Origin of the sequence: Actinocatenispora comari, assembly GCF_017312725.1 — a bacterium.
Taxonomy (GTDB): Bacteria; Actinomycetota; Actinomycetes; order Mycobacteriales; family Micromonosporaceae; genus Actinocatenispora; species Actinocatenispora comari.
In genome coordinates, this window is record NZ_BOPO01000012.1 from 1 (window position 1) to 16,740 (window position 16,740).

General features: G+C 73.5%; 13 protein-coding genes. 6 read left to right on the forward strand and 7 right to left on the reverse strand.

Annotated elements, in window-relative coordinates; genetic code table 11:
- Positions 1-325: integrase core domain-containing protein (locus NUM_RS05460; protein ID WP_207123457.1), on the forward strand; the 325-nt coding region annotated here is incomplete at its 5' end.
- Positions 326-566: 241 nt separating this feature from the next.
- Here NUM_RS05460 and NUM_RS05465 read toward each other — a convergent pair.
- From NUM_RS05465 to NUM_RS05480, 4 genes are all read right to left on the reverse strand, one after another.
- A complete protein-coding gene (locus NUM_RS05465; RefSeq protein ID WP_207123458.1) occupies positions 567-3,104 on the reverse strand; it encodes a carbohydrate-binding protein in 2,538 nt (845 codons plus the stop codon).
- A 124-nt stretch (positions 3,105-3,228) separates the two neighbouring features.
- A complete protein-coding gene (locus NUM_RS05470; RefSeq protein ID WP_207123459.1) occupies positions 3,229-4,275 on the reverse strand; it encodes a LacI family DNA-binding transcriptional regulator in 1,047 nt (348 codons plus the stop codon).
- A gap of 54 nt (positions 4,276-4,329) precedes the next feature.
- Positions 4,330-5,070: a tyrosine-protein phosphatase gene (locus NUM_RS05475; RefSeq protein ID WP_207123460.1), complete on the reverse strand. Its 741-nt coding sequence runs from the start codon at positions 5,068-5,070 to the stop codon at positions 4,330-4,332.
- Positions 5,071-5,206: 136 nt separating this feature from the next.
- Positions 5,207-6,427: a DUF349 domain-containing protein gene (locus NUM_RS05480; RefSeq protein WP_207123461.1), complete on the reverse strand. Its 1,221-nt coding sequence runs from the start codon at positions 6,425-6,427 to the stop codon at positions 5,207-5,209.
- Between the two features lie 242 nt (positions 6,428-6,669).
- On the opposite strand from NUM_RS05480, the gene NUM_RS05485 reads away from it, so the two are divergent.
- The 4 genes from NUM_RS05485 to NUM_RS05500 all read left to right on the forward strand — a co-directional run bounded on the left by NUM_RS05485 (position 6,670) and on the right by NUM_RS05500 (position 12,938).
- Entirely contained in the window at positions 6,670-7,374 is a 705-nt protein-coding gene (locus NUM_RS05485) for a class III extradiol ring-cleavage dioxygenase family protein (RefSeq protein WP_207123462.1), read from the forward strand.
- Positions 7,263-8,306, forward strand: coding sequence for a tRNA (adenosine(37)-N6)-dimethylallyltransferase MiaA (miaA, locus tag NUM_RS05490; protein ID WP_370466931.1), 1,044 nt, complete (start codon positions 7,263-7,265; stop codon positions 8,304-8,306). Before NUM_RS05485 ends, miaA begins: the two co-directional genes overlap by 112 nt.
- A 233-nt stretch (positions 8,307-8,539) precedes the next feature.
- Positions 8,540-11,863: a lectin gene (locus NUM_RS05495; protein WP_207123464.1), complete on the forward strand. Its 3,324-nt coding sequence runs from the start codon at positions 8,540-8,542 to the stop codon at positions 11,861-11,863.
- A gap of 94 nt (positions 11,864-11,957) precedes the next feature.
- Positions 11,958-12,938 carry an asparaginase gene (locus NUM_RS05500; protein WP_207123465.1) on the forward strand — a complete coding sequence of 327 codons (981 nt, stop codon included), beginning with the start codon at positions 11,958-11,960 and terminating at the stop codon, positions 12,936-12,938.
- Positions 12,939-13,035: 97 nt separating this feature from the next.
- On the opposite strand, the gene NUM_RS05505 is transcribed toward NUM_RS05500, so the two are convergent.
- The 3 genes from NUM_RS05505 to NUM_RS05515 are packed head-to-tail and all read right to left on the reverse strand — an operon-like array spanning position 13,036 to position 15,624.
- Positions 13,036-13,677, reverse strand: a complete 642-nt coding sequence (locus NUM_RS05505) for a DUF6875 domain-containing protein (protein ID WP_207123466.1) — start codon at positions 13,675-13,677, stop codon at positions 13,036-13,038.
- Positions 13,664-14,266 (reverse strand): GNAT family protein, encoded by a 603-nt coding sequence (locus tag NUM_RS05510; protein ID WP_207123467.1) that lies wholly within the window; start codon positions 14,264-14,266, stop codon positions 13,664-13,666. Before NUM_RS05510 ends, NUM_RS05505 begins: the two co-directional genes overlap by 14 nt.
- Positions 14,248-15,624, reverse strand: coding sequence for a pyridoxal phosphate-dependent decarboxylase family protein (locus tag NUM_RS05515; RefSeq protein WP_207123468.1), 1,377 nt, complete (start codon positions 15,622-15,624; stop codon positions 14,248-14,250). The genes NUM_RS05510 and NUM_RS05515 overlap by 19 nt, the downstream gene beginning before the upstream one ends.
- Before the next feature lie 174 nt (positions 15,625-15,798).
- Between NUM_RS05515 and dapF the strand changes: the two genes are divergently transcribed.
- Positions 15,799-16,665 (forward strand): diaminopimelate epimerase, encoded by an 867-nt coding sequence (dapF, locus tag NUM_RS05520; RefSeq protein WP_207123469.1) that lies wholly within the window; start codon positions 15,799-15,801, stop codon positions 16,663-16,665.
- Positions 16,666-16,740: the final 75 nt, after the last annotated feature.

A 16,740-nucleotide genomic window follows, 5' to 3' on the forward strand; every position in this document is an offset into this window, starting at 1 on the left:
CCGCATCACCCGCGTGGTCACCGACAACGGCGCCAACTACCGCGCGCACCGCTTCACCCGCATCGTGGCCAGCCACGGCGCCCGCCACCAACGCATCCGACCGTTCACACCCCGACACAACGGCAAGGTCGAACGCTACAACCGCATCCTGGCCGACGAACTGCTCTACACCCGAGCGTGGTCCAGCGAAGCCGAACGCGCCGCCGCCATCGACGTATGGAACGTTCACTACAACTACCATCGAGCACACACCGCCATCGGAGACCGCCCACCAGCCTCACGGCTGCACGCAGGCGTCACCAACGTCATGACCCAGAACAGCTAGGCGTCGATGGGCAGGCCGGGCCGGGCCCCGTAGTTCCGAAGCGGCCAGGCGGTGTCCTGCCTGATCACTGGTTCCCGGGCAGGGGATGTCAAGGGGGCGACTGCCCCCTTGATGGGGAGGGGTGTGGGGAGGGGCGAAGCCCGCTCCCCACGTTCCCCCACGGGGGGTGAAAGAGGCGAACAGAGGTGGCCTTTACCCCGGGGCTTCGGGATCACCTCAGCGCATAGAGGTGGCTTACTCCTCAGGAGGCGCCGTGTTTGAGGGTCACCGTGACGTGTCGGGTACCGGCGGAGAGGGTCACCGTACCGGCGGAGTCGGCGTGACCGGCGCTGACCGCGGCGACGTTGCCCGCGAACGCCGGCAGCTGGAAGAGCACCCGGGACCTGCCGGCACCGGTGACGGTGAGCGTCACCGTCCGGCCGTGGCCGGCGATGGTGACGGCGACCCGGCCACCGTCCAGCGTCGGGACGTTCGACACCCGGATCGGCTTGCCCAGCCACGAGTTCGGTACCCCGCGGCCGACGAGCAGGTCACCGTCGACACGCTGGGCGACGAGCGAGTCCAGCAGCGCCTTGTTGGCGGTGGAGATGCCCCAGGCGTGCGGCGCGGATCCGTTGCCGTGCGCGGGATGCGAGCCCACCCACGGCTGCTCCGGGTTCGGCGCGGACGCCGACTCCCACCACGAGTACGGCCCGGACTGGGTGTGCGCGATCATCATCTGGTAGGCGCGGATCGACTCGTCCCGGTACCCGCTGCCGCGCAGCCCGGCCGCCCCGTACCCGGCGTTGTACGCCGACGCGTAGAGCGCACCCGGGTAGCCGCCGAAGTCGTGCGCCGGCAGGCTGTCGCCGATCCGGCCGAAGCCGTAGGCGTAGGTCGAGTCGATCGCGGTGAGCGCCGGGCCCTCCTGGCGGGCACCGAGCAGGTACCCGTCCCAGGCCCACCGGCCGAACAGGAACGGCGCGGCCCAGTTCGCGTCGGTGGCGACCGCGCACCGGTTGGCGGTGTTGGGCTCGACCATCGAGCAGGGCAGGTAGTCCAGGTCGTTGTCGGCCATGGTCTTCGCCAGGGTGGCGTTGGTCGCGGCGAGCAGCGAGTCGTACTGCTGGTCGGCCCAGTCGACCTCGGCCTGCTCGCCGAGCCGCTGCGCCAGGTACCGGTACGACGCCAGCCCCATCAGCGCGGAGTAGTCGTCGATCGTCCAGTACCCGTTGGAGTCGATGTCGTTGGTCATCTTCATGATGCCGCCGGGACCGGTACGGTCGGCCGCGATCTGGTGCGCGGTGTCGGCGATCGACGGCTGGCTCGCACCCGCCGGCCCCTCGGTGTCGAAGTGTGCCCGCACCGTGTCGAGGTCACCGGTCTTGGCCAGGTAGACCGCCCACGGCCAGGAGTACTTCCAGACCCCGTCGACATACTGCGGCTGGCCGCCGATCAGGTCGCGCAGCCGCAGCAGCAGGTCGGTCGCCTGGCTCGTGTCGCCGAGACTGAACTGGGTGGCGAGGATGCCGATGCTGTCGTGGCTGTACTCCTCGTCGTACCCGTTCTCGCCGGTGTTGAGGTGCAGCCCGTCCTTGGCGATCAGCGTGTACACGTACCCCGACTTGTACGCGTCGACCAGGGTGCGGTCCGGCAGCACGTCCAGGTGCGCGAGCGACGCGAGCCGGCCGTCCCAGTACGACTTCATGTGGTGGAAGTGCCGGTCGTACCCGCCGGCGGCGGTGAGCTGCGCGTCCGACGGCCATGCGACGTCGGCGCCGAACCGGTCCGCCGCCACCACGTAGTCGTGCGTCACGGTGCGTCCCGGCGGCACGGTGTTCGCGTTGTGGTCCAGGGGGAGCAGGCCGTCGGTCGGCTCCGGGTCGACGGTCAGTGTCGCGCGGGTCGGGTTGTGCACCGAGACCCGGCTGTAGACCGCGACGTAGTCGTGCCCGCCGAGGGTCAACTTGTCGGCGAAGTCGGTGACGGTCACCGTCGCGCCGTCGGCGGTGTCGAACGCCGTCGCCAGCGCGGGCAGGTAACCGTCCACATTGGACCAGGTCAGCCGGGTCGGTGCGGCGGCGACGCCGAACCCCTCCGCGGTGTTCTTGCCGTCCCGCAGGTAGAACGAGCCGTTCTGGCAGACGACCACGCCGTCCTTGTCGCCCTCCCAGCCGATCAGGCCGGCGTCGGTGTAGCTGCCGCCGCGCGCGGTGCACTGCTCCGGCGGGGTCGGCACCGGCGCGCCGGGCGCGGACAGCGCCAGATAGTCGAGGTTGACCATGCAGGAGTCGGTCTCGCCGCAGCGCAGCGCGACGGTACCGGTGCTCGCCGGCAGCGTCACGGTGGTCCGCGCGGTGGACCAGCTGTCCCAGCTGCCGGTCGGCGGCAGGGTGAGGGTGGCCAGCCTGGTGTCGTCGGCGTACACGCCGATCGTGCGGGCGGCGGAGCTGCCGTCGCCCGGGTCGGCGTTGGCGTACCGGACGGTCGCGACGTAGTCGCCGGCGTTCGCTGCGGCGAGCGACCAGCGGGTGTCGGCGCCGACGACCGGCTGCGCCTGGCTGCCGTACCCGTCGACGAAGCCGCTGCCGGTGTAGCCGCTGTGGTTGGTGGTGGCGTGCGCGCCGCCGGACAGCTGCGCCGTCTCGGCCTGGCAGACGGTACCGACGGAGCACGCGGGCGCCGCGGCGGCCGGCGCGGTGCCGGCGGCGACGAGTGCGGCGGCGAGCAGGACGCCGGCGGTACCGGCGCCGAACAGTCGGAGCCGCCGGCGCCGGCGGCCGCTTTCGGGGAAGGGCATTCGTCCTCCATAGCTTGACGACTTCGCCATACTTAAGGGCTTAAGTAGCGGGTCTGTCAAGCCCGTCCCAGCCTGCGCCGGCTGCGCACCCGACGGTGACCGACGACCTGCCGACCGGCGGCGGTCAGCGTCGGGCCGGCGGCGCGGCGGTGCTGCCCCGCACGATCAGCTCGGCCGGGACCGGCGGCGGCGTGGGCGGATCGTCACCGGCCAGCACCGCGAGCAGCAGGTCGGCGCAGGAGCGGCCGAGCCGCACGTAGTCGACCCGCACCGTGGTCAGCGGCGGGGTCAGGTACGCGGCGAGCCGCACGTCGTCGAAACCGACCACCGACACGTCGTCGGGCACCGCGAGGCCGGCGGCCCGGATCGCGCCGAGCCCGGCGATCGCCATCAGGTCAGAGGTGTACACGATCGCCGTCGGGCGCGGCCGGGCCGCGAGCACCGCCCGCGTCGCCCGGATGCCGCCGCGCTCGGTCGCCTCCTCGTACGCCACCGGGCCCGGCTCCTCGCCGGCCCCGGCCAGCGCCGCGCGCCAGGCCGAGAACCGGTCGGCGACGTGCCGCAGGTGCGGCGGGCCGCCGACGAACGCCACCCGCCGGTGCCCCAGCCCGACCAGGTGCCGTACCGCGCGCCGGACACCGGCCGGATGATCGGAGTCGAGGGTGCGAAACCCGCTCGGGCCGTCGGCGAGCCGGTCCACCACCACCGCCGGCATGCCCACGTCGGCCAGGAACGCCAGCCGCGGGTCGTCGGCCCGGACGTCACCCACGATCACGCCGTCCACCTGGTGCTGCTGCCACATCCGCCGGTACGCGAGCAACTCCGCCTGCGGCTCGGCGCCCACCGCGCGCAGCAGCAGCGCGAAGTCGCGCCGGGACAGCGCCTGCTCCAGCCCGGTGACGAACGAGGCGAAGAAGTCGTTGCCGGTCAGCAGGTGGGTGGCCGCCACCACCAACCCGACCGCCTGCGAGCTCTGCCGCATCAGCGCCCGCGCCGGGCCGCTCGGCTCCCAGCCAAGCTGCGCGGCGGCCTGCCGGATCCGCTCCCGGGTGCTCGCGCTGACCCCCGGCCGGTCGTTCATCGCATAGGACACCGCGCCGGTGGACACCCCGGCCAGCCGGGCCACGTCGGCGATGGTCGGCGCCCGCCGCTCGCCTGTCGCCCCTCCCACCCCGTCACCGTAGCCCGCTCCGGCGCACCCACGGTGCCCGGCGGCCGCGGTGGATCAGTTCGGGGTGAGCAGGCGCGCGCGCAGCAGCTCCCGGTCGGCGGGGCCGAACCCGGCGGCGTCCACGTAGCCGGCGACCGAGCCGTACCGGGAGCGCAGCCCGGCGAGGAACACGAGCATCGTCTCGGCCGGCGCCGGGTCACCCGACGACGGCAGGTACCGCGGGGCGTCCGGCGCGGTGCTGGCCCGCCAGGCCAGGTAACGCTGCTCCGAGAACCGGCTCGCGGCGTAGTCGGCGGCGACGGTGTCGTCGTCGACCCCGAGCAGCGAGAGCACCACCGCGGCCACCACGCCGGTGCGGTCCTTGCCGGCCATGCAGTGGAACACGGTGCCGCCGGCGGTGTCCTCCGCGATCAGCCGCAGCACCCGCGCCATGGCGCCACCGACCGCCTCGTCGGCGATCTCCGCGTACCGCTGGGCGAGGTAGCCGGCGAGCTCGCCCGGCGCCACCTCGGTGGCGGTCCAGGCCAGCGTCTGCAGGCAGACGTTGTGGTAGTCCAGGCCCGGCGAATCGGGGATCCGGCCGTAGTTGGCGACCTCGTCGGTGCGCCGCAGGTCGACCACCCGGCGCACGTCGAGCGCGGCGAACCGGCCCAGGTCGGCCTCGACCAGCCGGTGCAGCCCGTCGGAGCGGTAGAGCACGCCGGTGCGCACCTGCCGCCCGCCGTCGGCCGGATAGCCGCCGAGGTCGCGGAAGTTGAACACGGTCGTGAACGGCACGTATCGATCCCGATCCATGCCGTACAAGCTACCGTCCGGGTCGGACAGTCCCGTTCGCCCGCAACCGCGGGTCGACCACGGCGTCGCGGGGAACGCGCGCCGGCGCCGTGCTCGCCGGAGCACGGCGCCGGGACGATAGCGGTACGGCGGTGGGTCAGCCGGTGTGCTCGGCCAGCTCCAGGAACCGGCGCTTGCCTTCCAGGGACTCCTCGGCCTGCTTGATCCGCCGGGCGTCGCCGGCCGCCTTCGCCCGCTCCAGCCGCTCCTCGGCCTCGGCGACCTGCTCGCGCATCTGCACCAGCAGCGGGTTCTGCTCGATCGGGGTACGCCGCCAGGCGGTGTCCATCGCGGCCCGGACCTTCTCGTCCACCGTGCGCAGCCGGCGCTCCAGCCCGGACACCGCGTCCCGCGGCACCCGGCCGATCTCGTGCCAACGGCCCTGGATGTCGCGCAGCTTCTGCTGGGCGGCCTTCGGGTCGGCGTCCACGTCGAGCGCCTCGGCCTCGGCCAGCAAGGCGCGCTTGGCGGTCAGGTGCTCCTGCTGCTCGGCGTCGCGGGCGCTGAACACCTCGCTGCGCCGGGAGAAGAACGCGTCCTGGGCGCCGCGGAACCGCTCCCACAGCCGCTGCTCGGCCTCCTTGGAGGCGCGGCCGGCCGCCTTCCAGTCGGCCATCAGCTGCTTGAGCCGGGACGCGGTCGGGCCCCAGTCGTCCGAGCTGGACAGCGACTCGGCCTCGGCGACGAGCTTCTCCTTGATCGTCTGCACCTCTTTGCGGCCCGCGTCGAGGCTCGCGAAGTGGGTGCCGCGGCGGCGGGCGAACGCGTCCCGGGCCGCCGCGTACCGCTTCCACAGCTCGCCGTCGGTCTTGCGGTCGACGCCGTGGATCGTCTTCCACTCCTCGACGATCTCCTTGAGCCGGTCGCCGGCCACCTTCCACTGGGTGGACTCGGTGGCGAGCTGCTCGGCCTCGGCGACCAGCTGCTGCTTGCGCTCGACCGCGGCGACCTTGGCCGCCTCGCGGGCGACCTTGGCTTCCTCGCTCTTCTTCTGCGCGATCACCGACAGCTCGTCCAGCCGGCCGGCGAGCATGTCCAGGTCGCCCACCACGTGCGCGGTGGACAGCTCGTTGCGCAGCCGCCGGATCGTCGCCACCGAGTGCGCCGCGTCGGCCTTGCCGGAGGACAGCCGGTTCGCCAGCAGCTCGACCTCGGTCACCAGATCGGCGAACCGGCGGGCGAACAGGGCGAGCCCCTCCTCGGGTGTGCCGGCCTGCCAGGAACCGACCGGCCGTTCGCCGGCGGCCGTCTTGACATAGACCGTGCCGTTCGCGTCGACCCGACCGAATGTCGTCCAGTCGCGTCCGTCACCGCTCATCGAATCCACCCTCAGATCCTTCCGGTCCCGGCACCGTGTCGTCCCGGGCCGCCTGCCGCATGTACCGGCTCAACAGTCTCGTGTGTCTCGGAGCATTGTCACAGGTGTGTCCAGCCCTGCGGGAACGGGTCGACGCCGAACCGTGACCCTGGCGACCGTTACAGCCCCGATGCTCCCGCACTCCGGGACCGCGGCCGGCACCGCCCGGCGGGTACGACCGGCCGCGCCGCTACCGTTGGTGCGTGATCGTTTCCGTCGCGGCCTGCCCGCAGCCGCCGCTGCTGCTGCCCGAGCTGGCGACCGGCGCCGCGGCCGACCTCGCCCCGGTACGGGCGGCCTGCGCCACCGCGGTCCGCGAGCTGGTGCGCCCGCCCGTGGAGCAGGTGCTCGTGGTCGGCGCCGGCGACCGGGCCGACAGCTGGGGGCCGAACGACCACGGCACCTTCGCCGGGTACGGGCGCGACCTGCCGGTCGGGTTCGGCGGCGACGGCACCGGCCGGACGTTCGGCGACCTGTCGTTGCTGGTGGCGGCCCGGTTGCTGGCCGACGTGACGGTGCCGCGGCTGGCGGTGACGGTGCCGGCGGCGGCCAGTACGGAGGAGTGCCTGGCCACCGGCCGCCGGATCGCGGCCGACAGCGGCAACCGCCCGATCGGCCTGCTGGTGATGGGTGACGCGGCGGCGCGGCGGGCGCTGGCGGAGCCGGGTGCGGTAGACGCCGAGGCGGACGAGTTCGACGCGGCGGCGCAGCGGGCGTTCGAGGCCGGCGACCCGGCCGCGTTGCGGGCGCTGGAGCCGGCCCGCGCGCGGGCACTGTCGGCGGTCGGCCGGGCGCCGTGGCAGGTGCTGGCGGGTGCGGTGGCCGGGCGGGAGTGGTCGGCCCGGCTGCACTACGCGGGAACCCCGGCCGAGGTGACCTACCTGGTCGCGACCTGGCGGCCGCGGTGACCGACCCGGCGTCCGCCGCCGCACCGGTGGTGGCGGTGGTGGGGCCGACCGCGGTGGGCAAGTCGGCGCTGGGCGTCGCGCTGGCCCGGGAGCTGTCCGGCGAGGTGGTCAACGCCGACTCGATGCAGCTGTACGCGGGGATGGACATCGGCACCGCGAAGGTGACCGCGGCGGAGGCCGCCGGGGTGCCGCACCACCTGCTGGACATCTGGCCGGTGACCGAGCCGGCCAGCGTCGCGGCGTACCAGCGGCTCGCCCGGGCGGCGGTCGACCGGGTGCGTTCGGCCGGCCGGACCGCGGTGCTGGTGGGTGGCTCCGGGCTGTACGTGCAGGCCGTGCTGGACGCGATGGAGTTCCCGGGTACCGACCCGGCGCTGCGGGCCGAGCTGGAGCAGGAGCTGGCGCAGCACGGACCGGACCCGCTGTACCGGCGGCTGCGCGAGCGTGACGCGGAGGCGGCGGCGCGGATCCTGCCGAGCAACGGGCGGCGGATCGTCCGGGCGCTGGAGGTGATCGCGCTGACCGGCGGTCCGTTCGTCGCGGCGCTGCCGGCCGAGGCGACCCCGGTGTACGACGCGGTCCGGATCGGGTTGGACCTGCCGACCGAGGTGCTGGACGAGCGGGTCGAGCGCCGGGTGGACCGGATGTGGGCGGCCGGCCTGGTCGACGAGGTCCGCACGCTCGCGGCACGGGGGCTGGCCGAGGGCCGTACGGCCAGCCGGGCGCTCGGCTACCAGCAGGTGCTGCGGTACCTGGCGGGGGAGTGCGCCGAGGCCGCGGCGCGGGACGAGACGGTCCGGGCGACCCGGCGGTTCGTGCGCCGGCAGCGGTCCTGGTTTCGCCGGGACCGCCGGATCCACTGGCTGGCCGCGGACCGGCCGGACCTGACGGCCGCGGCGGTCGAACTGGTACGAGGAGCCCCTTCCGGGTGAGAAGGGCCGCAACGGGAGCGTGACCGGCGTTCCAGGCACGACCTCCAAGTCGGACAGATCTTGATACCGGGTACACCGGGCGCCTAGCATCCAGTTTCAGTCGGGTGGCGCCTTCCCGCCTGACAACGATGTCATACGCACCACCCGGGCCGTACCCAGCTCTCCGCGCCCGGGCCTGTTCCTCGGACCCCTCAGGCCGCGGGTCACCCGCCGGCCACCGGAAAGGACGGGCAATGAAGCATCCACCCCGCCGTCGCGCGGCCCGTGCCGCGACGACGATCGTCGCGGTACTCGCCGCGGCGGTACCGTTCGCCGGCCAGGCGTTCGCCGCGCCGCAGCCGGCGACCGACCCGGCCTCGCTGGTCAACCCGCTGATCGGCACCTCCGGCGCGGTCGACACGTTCCCCGGCGCGGACGCGCCGTTCGGCATGCTGCAGTGGAGCCCGGACACCAGCCCGCACCGCACGCCGGGCGGCGGCTACGAGTACAACGACTCGACGCTGACCGGGTTCAGCCTCACGCACATCTCCGGGCCGGGCTGCGGCGCGCTCGGCGACGTACCGATCCTGCCGACCGTCGGGGACATCGGTGCGAAGCCCGGCTCGGCCACCGACACCTACTCGCACATCAACGAGAAGGCCGACGCCGGCTACTACACGGTGACCCAGGGCGCCGGGGTCACCACCGCGCTGACCGCGCGGACCCGGTCGGGCATCGGCACCTTCGACTTCCCCCGTACCAGCAAGGCGAACCTGCTGCTGAAGGTGGCGGGCTCGGCCAGCACGGTGGACGGCACCTCGGCGACCGTGGTCAGCGACCACGAGGTCACCGGTTCGGTCACCTCCGGCCACTTCTGCGGCCAGTCCAAGGACCTGGAGAACGACTACACGCTGCACTTCGACATCCAGTTCGACCGCGCGTTCAGCACGTACGGCACCTGGGACGCCGACGGCACCACCGCCGGCGACGCGACACTGCGCCAGCACGCCAGCACGAAGGCGACCGCGAAGCCGACACCGCCGGCCGCGGCCACCGCGAAGGGCAAGGCCGCCCAGCCGTTCCACGGCGACGCCAAGCCGTCGGCCAGCTCGGTACACGAGGCGCCGACCGTGCACGGCACGCAGTCGGCGGCCGCGACGACCGGCCCCGGCGGGGTGTACCTGACCTTCGACGCGTCCGACAACCAGCGGGTCACCGCGAAGGTCGGCATCTCGTTCACCAGCGACGCCAACGCGAGGAAGAACCTGGCCAGCGAGATCCACGGCTGGAACTTCGACCAGGTGCGCGACCAGACGCACGCCGACTGGAACGCGTTGCTGAAGCGGATCGCCGTCAGCGGCGGCTCGGCCGCCCAGCAGCAGCAGTTCTACACCGCGCTGTACCACGTGCTGCTGCACCCGAACGTGTTCTCCGACGTCGACGGCGAGTACTACGGGATGGACGGCAAGGTGCACACGGCGGCGCGCGGGCACGCGCAGTACGCCAACTACTCCGGCTGGGACATCTACCGGTCCCAGGTGCAGCTCGCCTCGATCGTGGCACCGCGGCAGACCAGCGACTCGATCCGCTCGATGCTCAACGACTACGATCAGTCCGGCATGCTGCCGAAGTGGTCGCTGGCCAACGGCGAGAGCTACGTGATGGTCGGTGACCCGGCCGACGCGATCATCGCCGACGCGTACGCGTTCGGGGCCCGCGACTTCGACCACCAGCACGCGCTGGACGCGATGGTGCACGAGGCCACCGCGACCAGCAACATCCGGCCCGGCCAGGCGACCCTGGACAAGTACGGTTACCTGCCGTACGACCTGAAGTACGGCTGCTGCAACTTCTACGGCCCGACCTCGACGCAGCTGGAGTACGACAGCGCCGACTACGCGATCGCCGCGTACGCGAAGTCGTTGGGCGACGACGACACCTACACGACGTTCGCGACCCGGTCGCAGAACTGGCAGCACACCTTCAACGCCGGCTCCGGGTACGTGCAGGCACGCCAGTCCAACGGCGAGTGGGTGCCGGGCTTCTCCCCGGGCACCGGTACCGGCATGGTCGAGGGCACCGCGGCGCAGTACACGCCGATGGTGCCGCACAACCTGAACGCGCTGATCCTGGCCAAGGGTGGCGCCGCCGGCTACGAGAAGTACCTGGACAGCCTGTTCACCTCGATCGACCACCCCGGCCCGACCAACGCCGACCTGTCCAACGAGCCCAGCATCGAGATCCCCTGGGAGTACGACTACGTCGGCGCGCCGTGGAAGACGCAGCAGGTGGTCCGCGAGGCGCAGCAGAAGCTCTACTTCGACGCCCCGGTCGGCCAGTTCGGCAACGACGACCTCGGCGCGATGAGCTCCTGGTACGTGTTCAGCGAGCTCGGCATGTACCCGGAGACCCCCGGTACCGACGTGCTCGCGCTCGGCAGCCCGGTCTTCCAGAAGGCCGTGGTCTCGCTGCCCAGCGGCAAGAAGCTGACCATCACCGCGCCGAACGCCTCGGTCGAGAACGCGTACGTCGACGGGCTGAAACTCGGCGGGAAGTCGGTCGACAAGCCGTGGCTGCGCTACGGCGACCTGGCGAACGGCGGCACCCTGAACTACGACCTGACCGGCATCCCGAACAAGACCTGGGGCGCCGATCCGGCCGACGCGCCGCCGTCGGACGGTACCGGCCAGCAGTCCACGTTCACCTCGGTCAGCCCGTCCGACGGGACCGTCATCGAGCCCGGCGGTACCGGGCAGCTGCAGGTCAAGGTCACCAACGTGTCCGACCAGCCGATCTCGGTGAACTGGACCGGCAAGGGCGACGACGGGGTCAGCGTGTCGCCGACCTCGGGCAGCCTGGACGTCGCCGCCCGGTCCACGGCCAGCGCGCCGGTCACCGTGACCGCCGGGCAGACCGAGGGCCGGTACACGGTGTCGTTCGACCTGACGACCGCCGACGGCACCGAGCTGGACCCGGCGTCGGCGCACCTGTCGGTGGCCAAGCCGGGCGAGCTGTGGCCGTACTACACCAACGCCGGCATCTCCGACGACGGCAAGGCCAGCTCCGCCAGCCTGGACACCAGCGGCTACGCGTACTCCGCGCAGGCGCTCGCCGCCGACGGCCTGGTGGCCGGCAAGCCGGTGACGGTGAACGGGATCGACTACACCTGGCCGGACGCCGGTTCCGGCGAGCTGGACAACATCGAGGCGGCCGGCCAGACCGTCCCGCTGGTGGTACCGGACGGGGCGAGCAAGCTCGGCATTCTCGGCTCGGCGACCAACGCCGACGAGACCGGCGCGGTCGGCGACCTGGTCGTGCACTACACCGACGGCAGCACGCAGAAGTTGACGCTCGGGTTCAGCGACTGGACCCTTGGCGCCGGCGGCTACGACCCGCTGCCCGGCGACACCACGGTCGCGTCGATGCCGTACCGCAACTCCACCTCCGGTTCGAAGGAGAACGTCGACACGTACGTGTTCGCCACCTCCGGTGACCTGACCGCCGGCAAGACCGTCGCCAGCGTCACCCTGCCCAACCCGTCCGCGACGATGCACATCTTCGCGATCGGCCTCGCCTGACCGGTACGCGCGAGCCGTGGGCCGCACCGGATCCCCGATCCGGTGCGGCCCACCGCGTTGGGTAGCGTCGTGGCCAGTCGATCGGGGGGCTGCGATGCGGGTCGTGCTGTACACGGTGGGCGGCACCATCGCGATGGCCGGCGGCACCGGTGCCGGCGTCGTGGCCCGGCTCGGCGGCGCGGAGCTCACCGCCGCCGTACCGGGGCTGGCCGGGGTCGGCGCCGAGCTGGTGGTGCGCGACACCGAGCCGGTGCCCAGCGCCGACCTGACCTTCCGCCGGATCGCCGAGCTGGTCGCCGCCGCCGACGCCGCGGTACGCGACGGTGCCGCCGGCGTGGTCGTCACCCAGGGCACCGACACCCTGGAGGAGACCGCCTACCTGGCCGACCTGCTCTGGCGGCGGGACGAGCCGCTGGTGTTCACCGGCGCGATGCGCAACCCGACGCTCGCCGGCCCGGACGGCCCGGCCAACCTGCTCGCCGCGGTCCGCGTCGCGGCCGCCGACCCCGCCCGCGGCCTCGGCGTGCTCGCGGTGCTCGACGACCAGCTGCACGCGGCCCGCTTCGTGCGCAAGGCGCACGCGACCGCCACCGGCGCGTTCGTCTCGCCCGACACCGGCCCGCTCGGCCACGTCATCGAGGGCCGGGTACGCGTGCTCACCCGCCCGGCCCGGCTGCCCGCGCTGGCCGTCGAACCCGCCGCGTTCGACCGGGTACGAGTCGCGCTGCACACCGCGACGCTGGACGACGACGGCGCGCTGCTGCCGCACCTCGCGGACCGCTACCAGGGGCTGGTCGTCGCCGGGTACGGCGTCGGGCACGTGCCGGGCGCGCTGGCGCCGGTGCTCGGCGGCCTCGCCGAGACCATCCCGGTGGTGCTCACCTCCCGCACCGGCGGCGGCTCGGTCCTCGCCCACACGTACGGCGCGATCGGGTCGGAGACCGACCTGGCCCGGCGCGGGCTGATCGACGGCGGCCTGCTCTCCCCGTACCGGGCCCGGGTCCTGTTGCGGTGCCTGCTCGCCGCCGGCGCCGACCGTACCGGCGTCGAGGCGGCGTTCGCCGCCCACCGCTGAGCCCCACCAGAGGCCGGACCGCGCCGGCACGGCAGCCATCGCGCAACAGCACCGGCAGACGCGCCACGAGGCCGGCCCGACGGTCGGTCCCGCGGCGTCAGCCGGCCGGCGGGCTGTGCACCGCGCGGGCGCTCAGCTGGTCGCGCACCCGAGCCGGGATCTGCGGCGCGAACCGGGCCAGGTAGGCACCCAGGTGCTGCTCGGAGCGGAGCATGAACGGCAGGTCGCCGGCCATCATCCGGCGGATCGCGATCAGCGGCACCGGCGAGCGCAGCGGCCGGAAGCTGCGCCGCCACAGCCCCGGCTCCGGGCAACGCGGGTGGAACTGGCCGACCATCAGCCCGGCCGAGACGAACCGCTGCTTGACCGAGCGCTGCAGCTCGTCGAGCGGGGCCGAGTCGGCGTGGTCGAAGTCGGGCAGCACCACCAGCACCGCGACCAGTTCGGCGTCCCGGTCCGGTACCGCGGCGGCCAGCTCCTGGAACCGCTCCCGGTACCGGTCGAGCAGCCCGCCGACCTGGCCGGCGTCGGCCGCGCCCGGCACGACCGACAGCCGGAACAGGTCACGGCGCAGCGACGGACCCGCGTACGGGCAGACCGGGCCGCTGCGACCCAGCTCGGCGTGCCCGGTGGTGAGGAACCGCCGGCTCCAGGCCAGCACGGTACGCAGCCGCTCGTCGTCGACCAGCCCGGCGTCGACGTCCGCCGCCGACCACAACGGTGGATCAGTCGAGGGCACGGGCGTCTCGCCACATCGGCTGCAGCGCCGGGCCGTCGGGCATCCGGATCTCGTCGCCGAACTCGGTGAACCCGAGCCGGTGGGCCACCGCGAGCCCCGCCGGCGAGCTCGCCTCCAGGTAGCCGCCGACCCCGTCGGCGTCGCACTGCCGCAGCACCGAGGCGAACAGGGCGCCGGCCACGCCGTGCCCCTGCACCGACGGATCGAGCCCGCCGAAGGTGAAGTACTGGTGCGGCCGCTCCGGCCGCCGCTCGGCCTGGGCCTGCGCCACCGTCCCGAACCGGACGGCGTCCTCGCCCACCGCCTCGATCAGCGCGCCGACCAGCTCCGGCGGCTCGGTCGCGTTCGCCGGCAGCGACAGCAACACCCCGGTACGGGCGGCGTTGGTGTAGGCGCCGCCGTTGCCGACCGCGGCGGAGTACAGGATCCCGAAGAACCGCGGAAGGACCGCGTCGCGCCGGGCGGCGTCCGGGAACACCCACTCGGCTATCGGGTCGGTCCGGAACACCCGGGCCAGCAGGCCGACCAGCACCTCCTCGTCCGCGGCCAGGGCAGGTACGGCGGTGTCGGTCACGCTGGTGTCGGGCATCGGGTGCTCCTCTCGCCGGCCAGCCGCTCGATGCGCTCGTGCAGCCCGGCCAGTTCCGTCTCGGCTTCGGGTTTGATCAGGACGCTGCGCAGCACCCGGGCGTCCGGCCGGTCCCGGACCAGGTCCGGGTGGCGTTGCCGGAACGCGTCCGCGTCGGCGCGCAGCACACTCAGGTACACCGGGTCGTCCGGGTCGGTCATGCCGTCCCGCAACATCCGGTCGGTGGCGGTGTCCACTTCGGACAGTGTCGGTCGCGCCGGCAGGTAGGTCACGATGTCGAGCTCCGGCCGCTGGTAGAGCCGCAGCCGGGACGATCCGTCGATCCGCTCCGCCCAGCCGGTCGCCGCGCGCCGGCTGGCCGCGAGGAGCCGGCCCAGCCCGTCGGGCGTGGGCGGCAGCACCCGGAACGTCAGCCACAGCGCCGCCGCGGCGGCCCCGGCCCGGGAGCACTCCAGGCTGATCTCGCCCAGGTGCAGGTCGGCCGGGGTGAAGTAGGTGTAGCTCGAATCGTGCCGGAAGTGCCGGGCCACGGCCGGATCGGTGAACAGCACGGCGCCGCAGCCGTACGGTTGCAGGCCGTGCTTGTGCGGGTCCACCACCACCGAGTCGCACCGCCGGATCGCCTGCCAGGGCTCGGCGGCGATGCCCTCGGCGCCGGCGAGCAGCGCGAAGAACCCGCCGTACGCGGCGTCGACGTGCACCCGGACCCGGTGTCGCCGGGCGATCTCGACCACCTCGTGGATCGGGTCGACCGCGCCGGTGCCGGTGGTACCGGCGGTGACCACGACGGTACCGATCCGCTCGTCGCGCAGTACCGCGCTCAACGCCGCGAGGTCCATCCGGCCGGCCGCGTCGACGGCGACCGGGTGGCCCGGCATCCGCAGCAGCCCGCACATCCGCGCGTGGCTGAAGTGACTGTCCACGCTGTACGCCACGCCCCGGTCCGGGTGGCTCTGCCGGGCCACGTACAGCGCTTCGAGGTTGGCCATCGTGCCGCCGCCGGTCAGGTGCCCCAGATGCGTGCCGAGGCCGAACATCTCGGCGAGCTGCGCGACGACCTCGACCTCCATGTCGCAGGTGGCCGGGCCGCCCTCGCGGGCGTGGTTGTTCGGGTTGCGCAGCATCGCCGCCAGGTAGCCGACGACCGCGGCCGGATGCGGCGGCTTGACCATCTGCCCGGCGTACCGGGGATGGAAGAACGGGTAGTTGTCCGCCATCCGCGCGTCGAACTCCTCGAACGCGGCGTGGAACGCCGCGTCGTCGATCTCGGTGGCGGGATGCGGTGCGTACGACCCGAAGCGGGCGGCCCATTCCTCGTTCGCGGACACGGCTCGGGACAGCCAGTGCGCAAGCTCCACCCGTCCTCCCGAACGTTCCGCCGATCCGTGGCCACGCAAGTCTGGCAGCGCGGTGACCGGCTGGCACCGAAAGAAAACCCGAAGTCTTGTCCGTGACGGTCCATCCCGAATGCGCCACCGGATCCCCGCCGGCCCGCGCGGGCCCGGTCACCGGGCCGTGTCAGAGTGGACGACATGAGTACGACGCTCGCCGGCGCGGCGTTCGCCAAGGGCCACGGCACCGAGAACGACTTCGTGATCCTGCCCGACCCGGACGGTGCGCTGCCGCTGACCGCGGAGCTGGTCGCCGCGCTGTGCGACCGGCGCGCCGGGCTCGGCGCGGACGGCGTGCTGCGGGTGGTGCGCAGCGCGAAGCATCCGGACGCGGCCGGCCACGCCGGAGCGGCCGAGTGGTTCATGGACTACTGGAACGCCGACGGCTCCATCGCCGAGATGTGCGGCAACGGCATCCGCGTCTTCCTGCGCTACCTGACCGAGTCGGGGCTGGCCGCCGGCAGCGCTGGCATCGCCGGCTCGGCCGGCACCGAGATCACCATCGCCACCCGCTCCGGCCTGCGTACCGGCCGGATGGGGGAGACGATCGCGGTGCAGATGGGCACCCCGGCGCTGCTCGGCACCACCGGCGCGCAGCTTCGCGGCGTCGGCTACCCGGGCGTCGCCGCCGATGCGGGCAACCCGCACCTGGTCTGCCCGGTACCGGCGGCCGAACTGCCCGGGCTGGACCTCACCGCACCGCCCGGCATCGACCCGGTGGTCTTCCCGCACGGCGCCAACGTCGAGTTCGTCGCCGAGCTGCCCGACCCGGCCCCGGGCGCCGACCGGCACGTCGCGATGCGGGTGTACGAGCGGGGTGCCGGCGAGACGCGCTCCTGCGGTTCCGGGGTGTGCGCGGTCGCCGCGGTGGTGCTGGCCGAGGCCGGCGAGACCGCCGGCACCGTCGCGGTCGACGTACCCGGCGGCCGGCTGACCGCCACCGTCGACGGTGACTCGCTGGTGCTCGCCGGCCCGGCGGTCATCGTCGCCACCGGCATTCTCGCCTGACCCAGCCGCGCCGGCCGGCCGCGTCGAGCAAGGATGCGGGGATCCGTCGCCCGGGTGCGGCGCGACGGAGTCCGC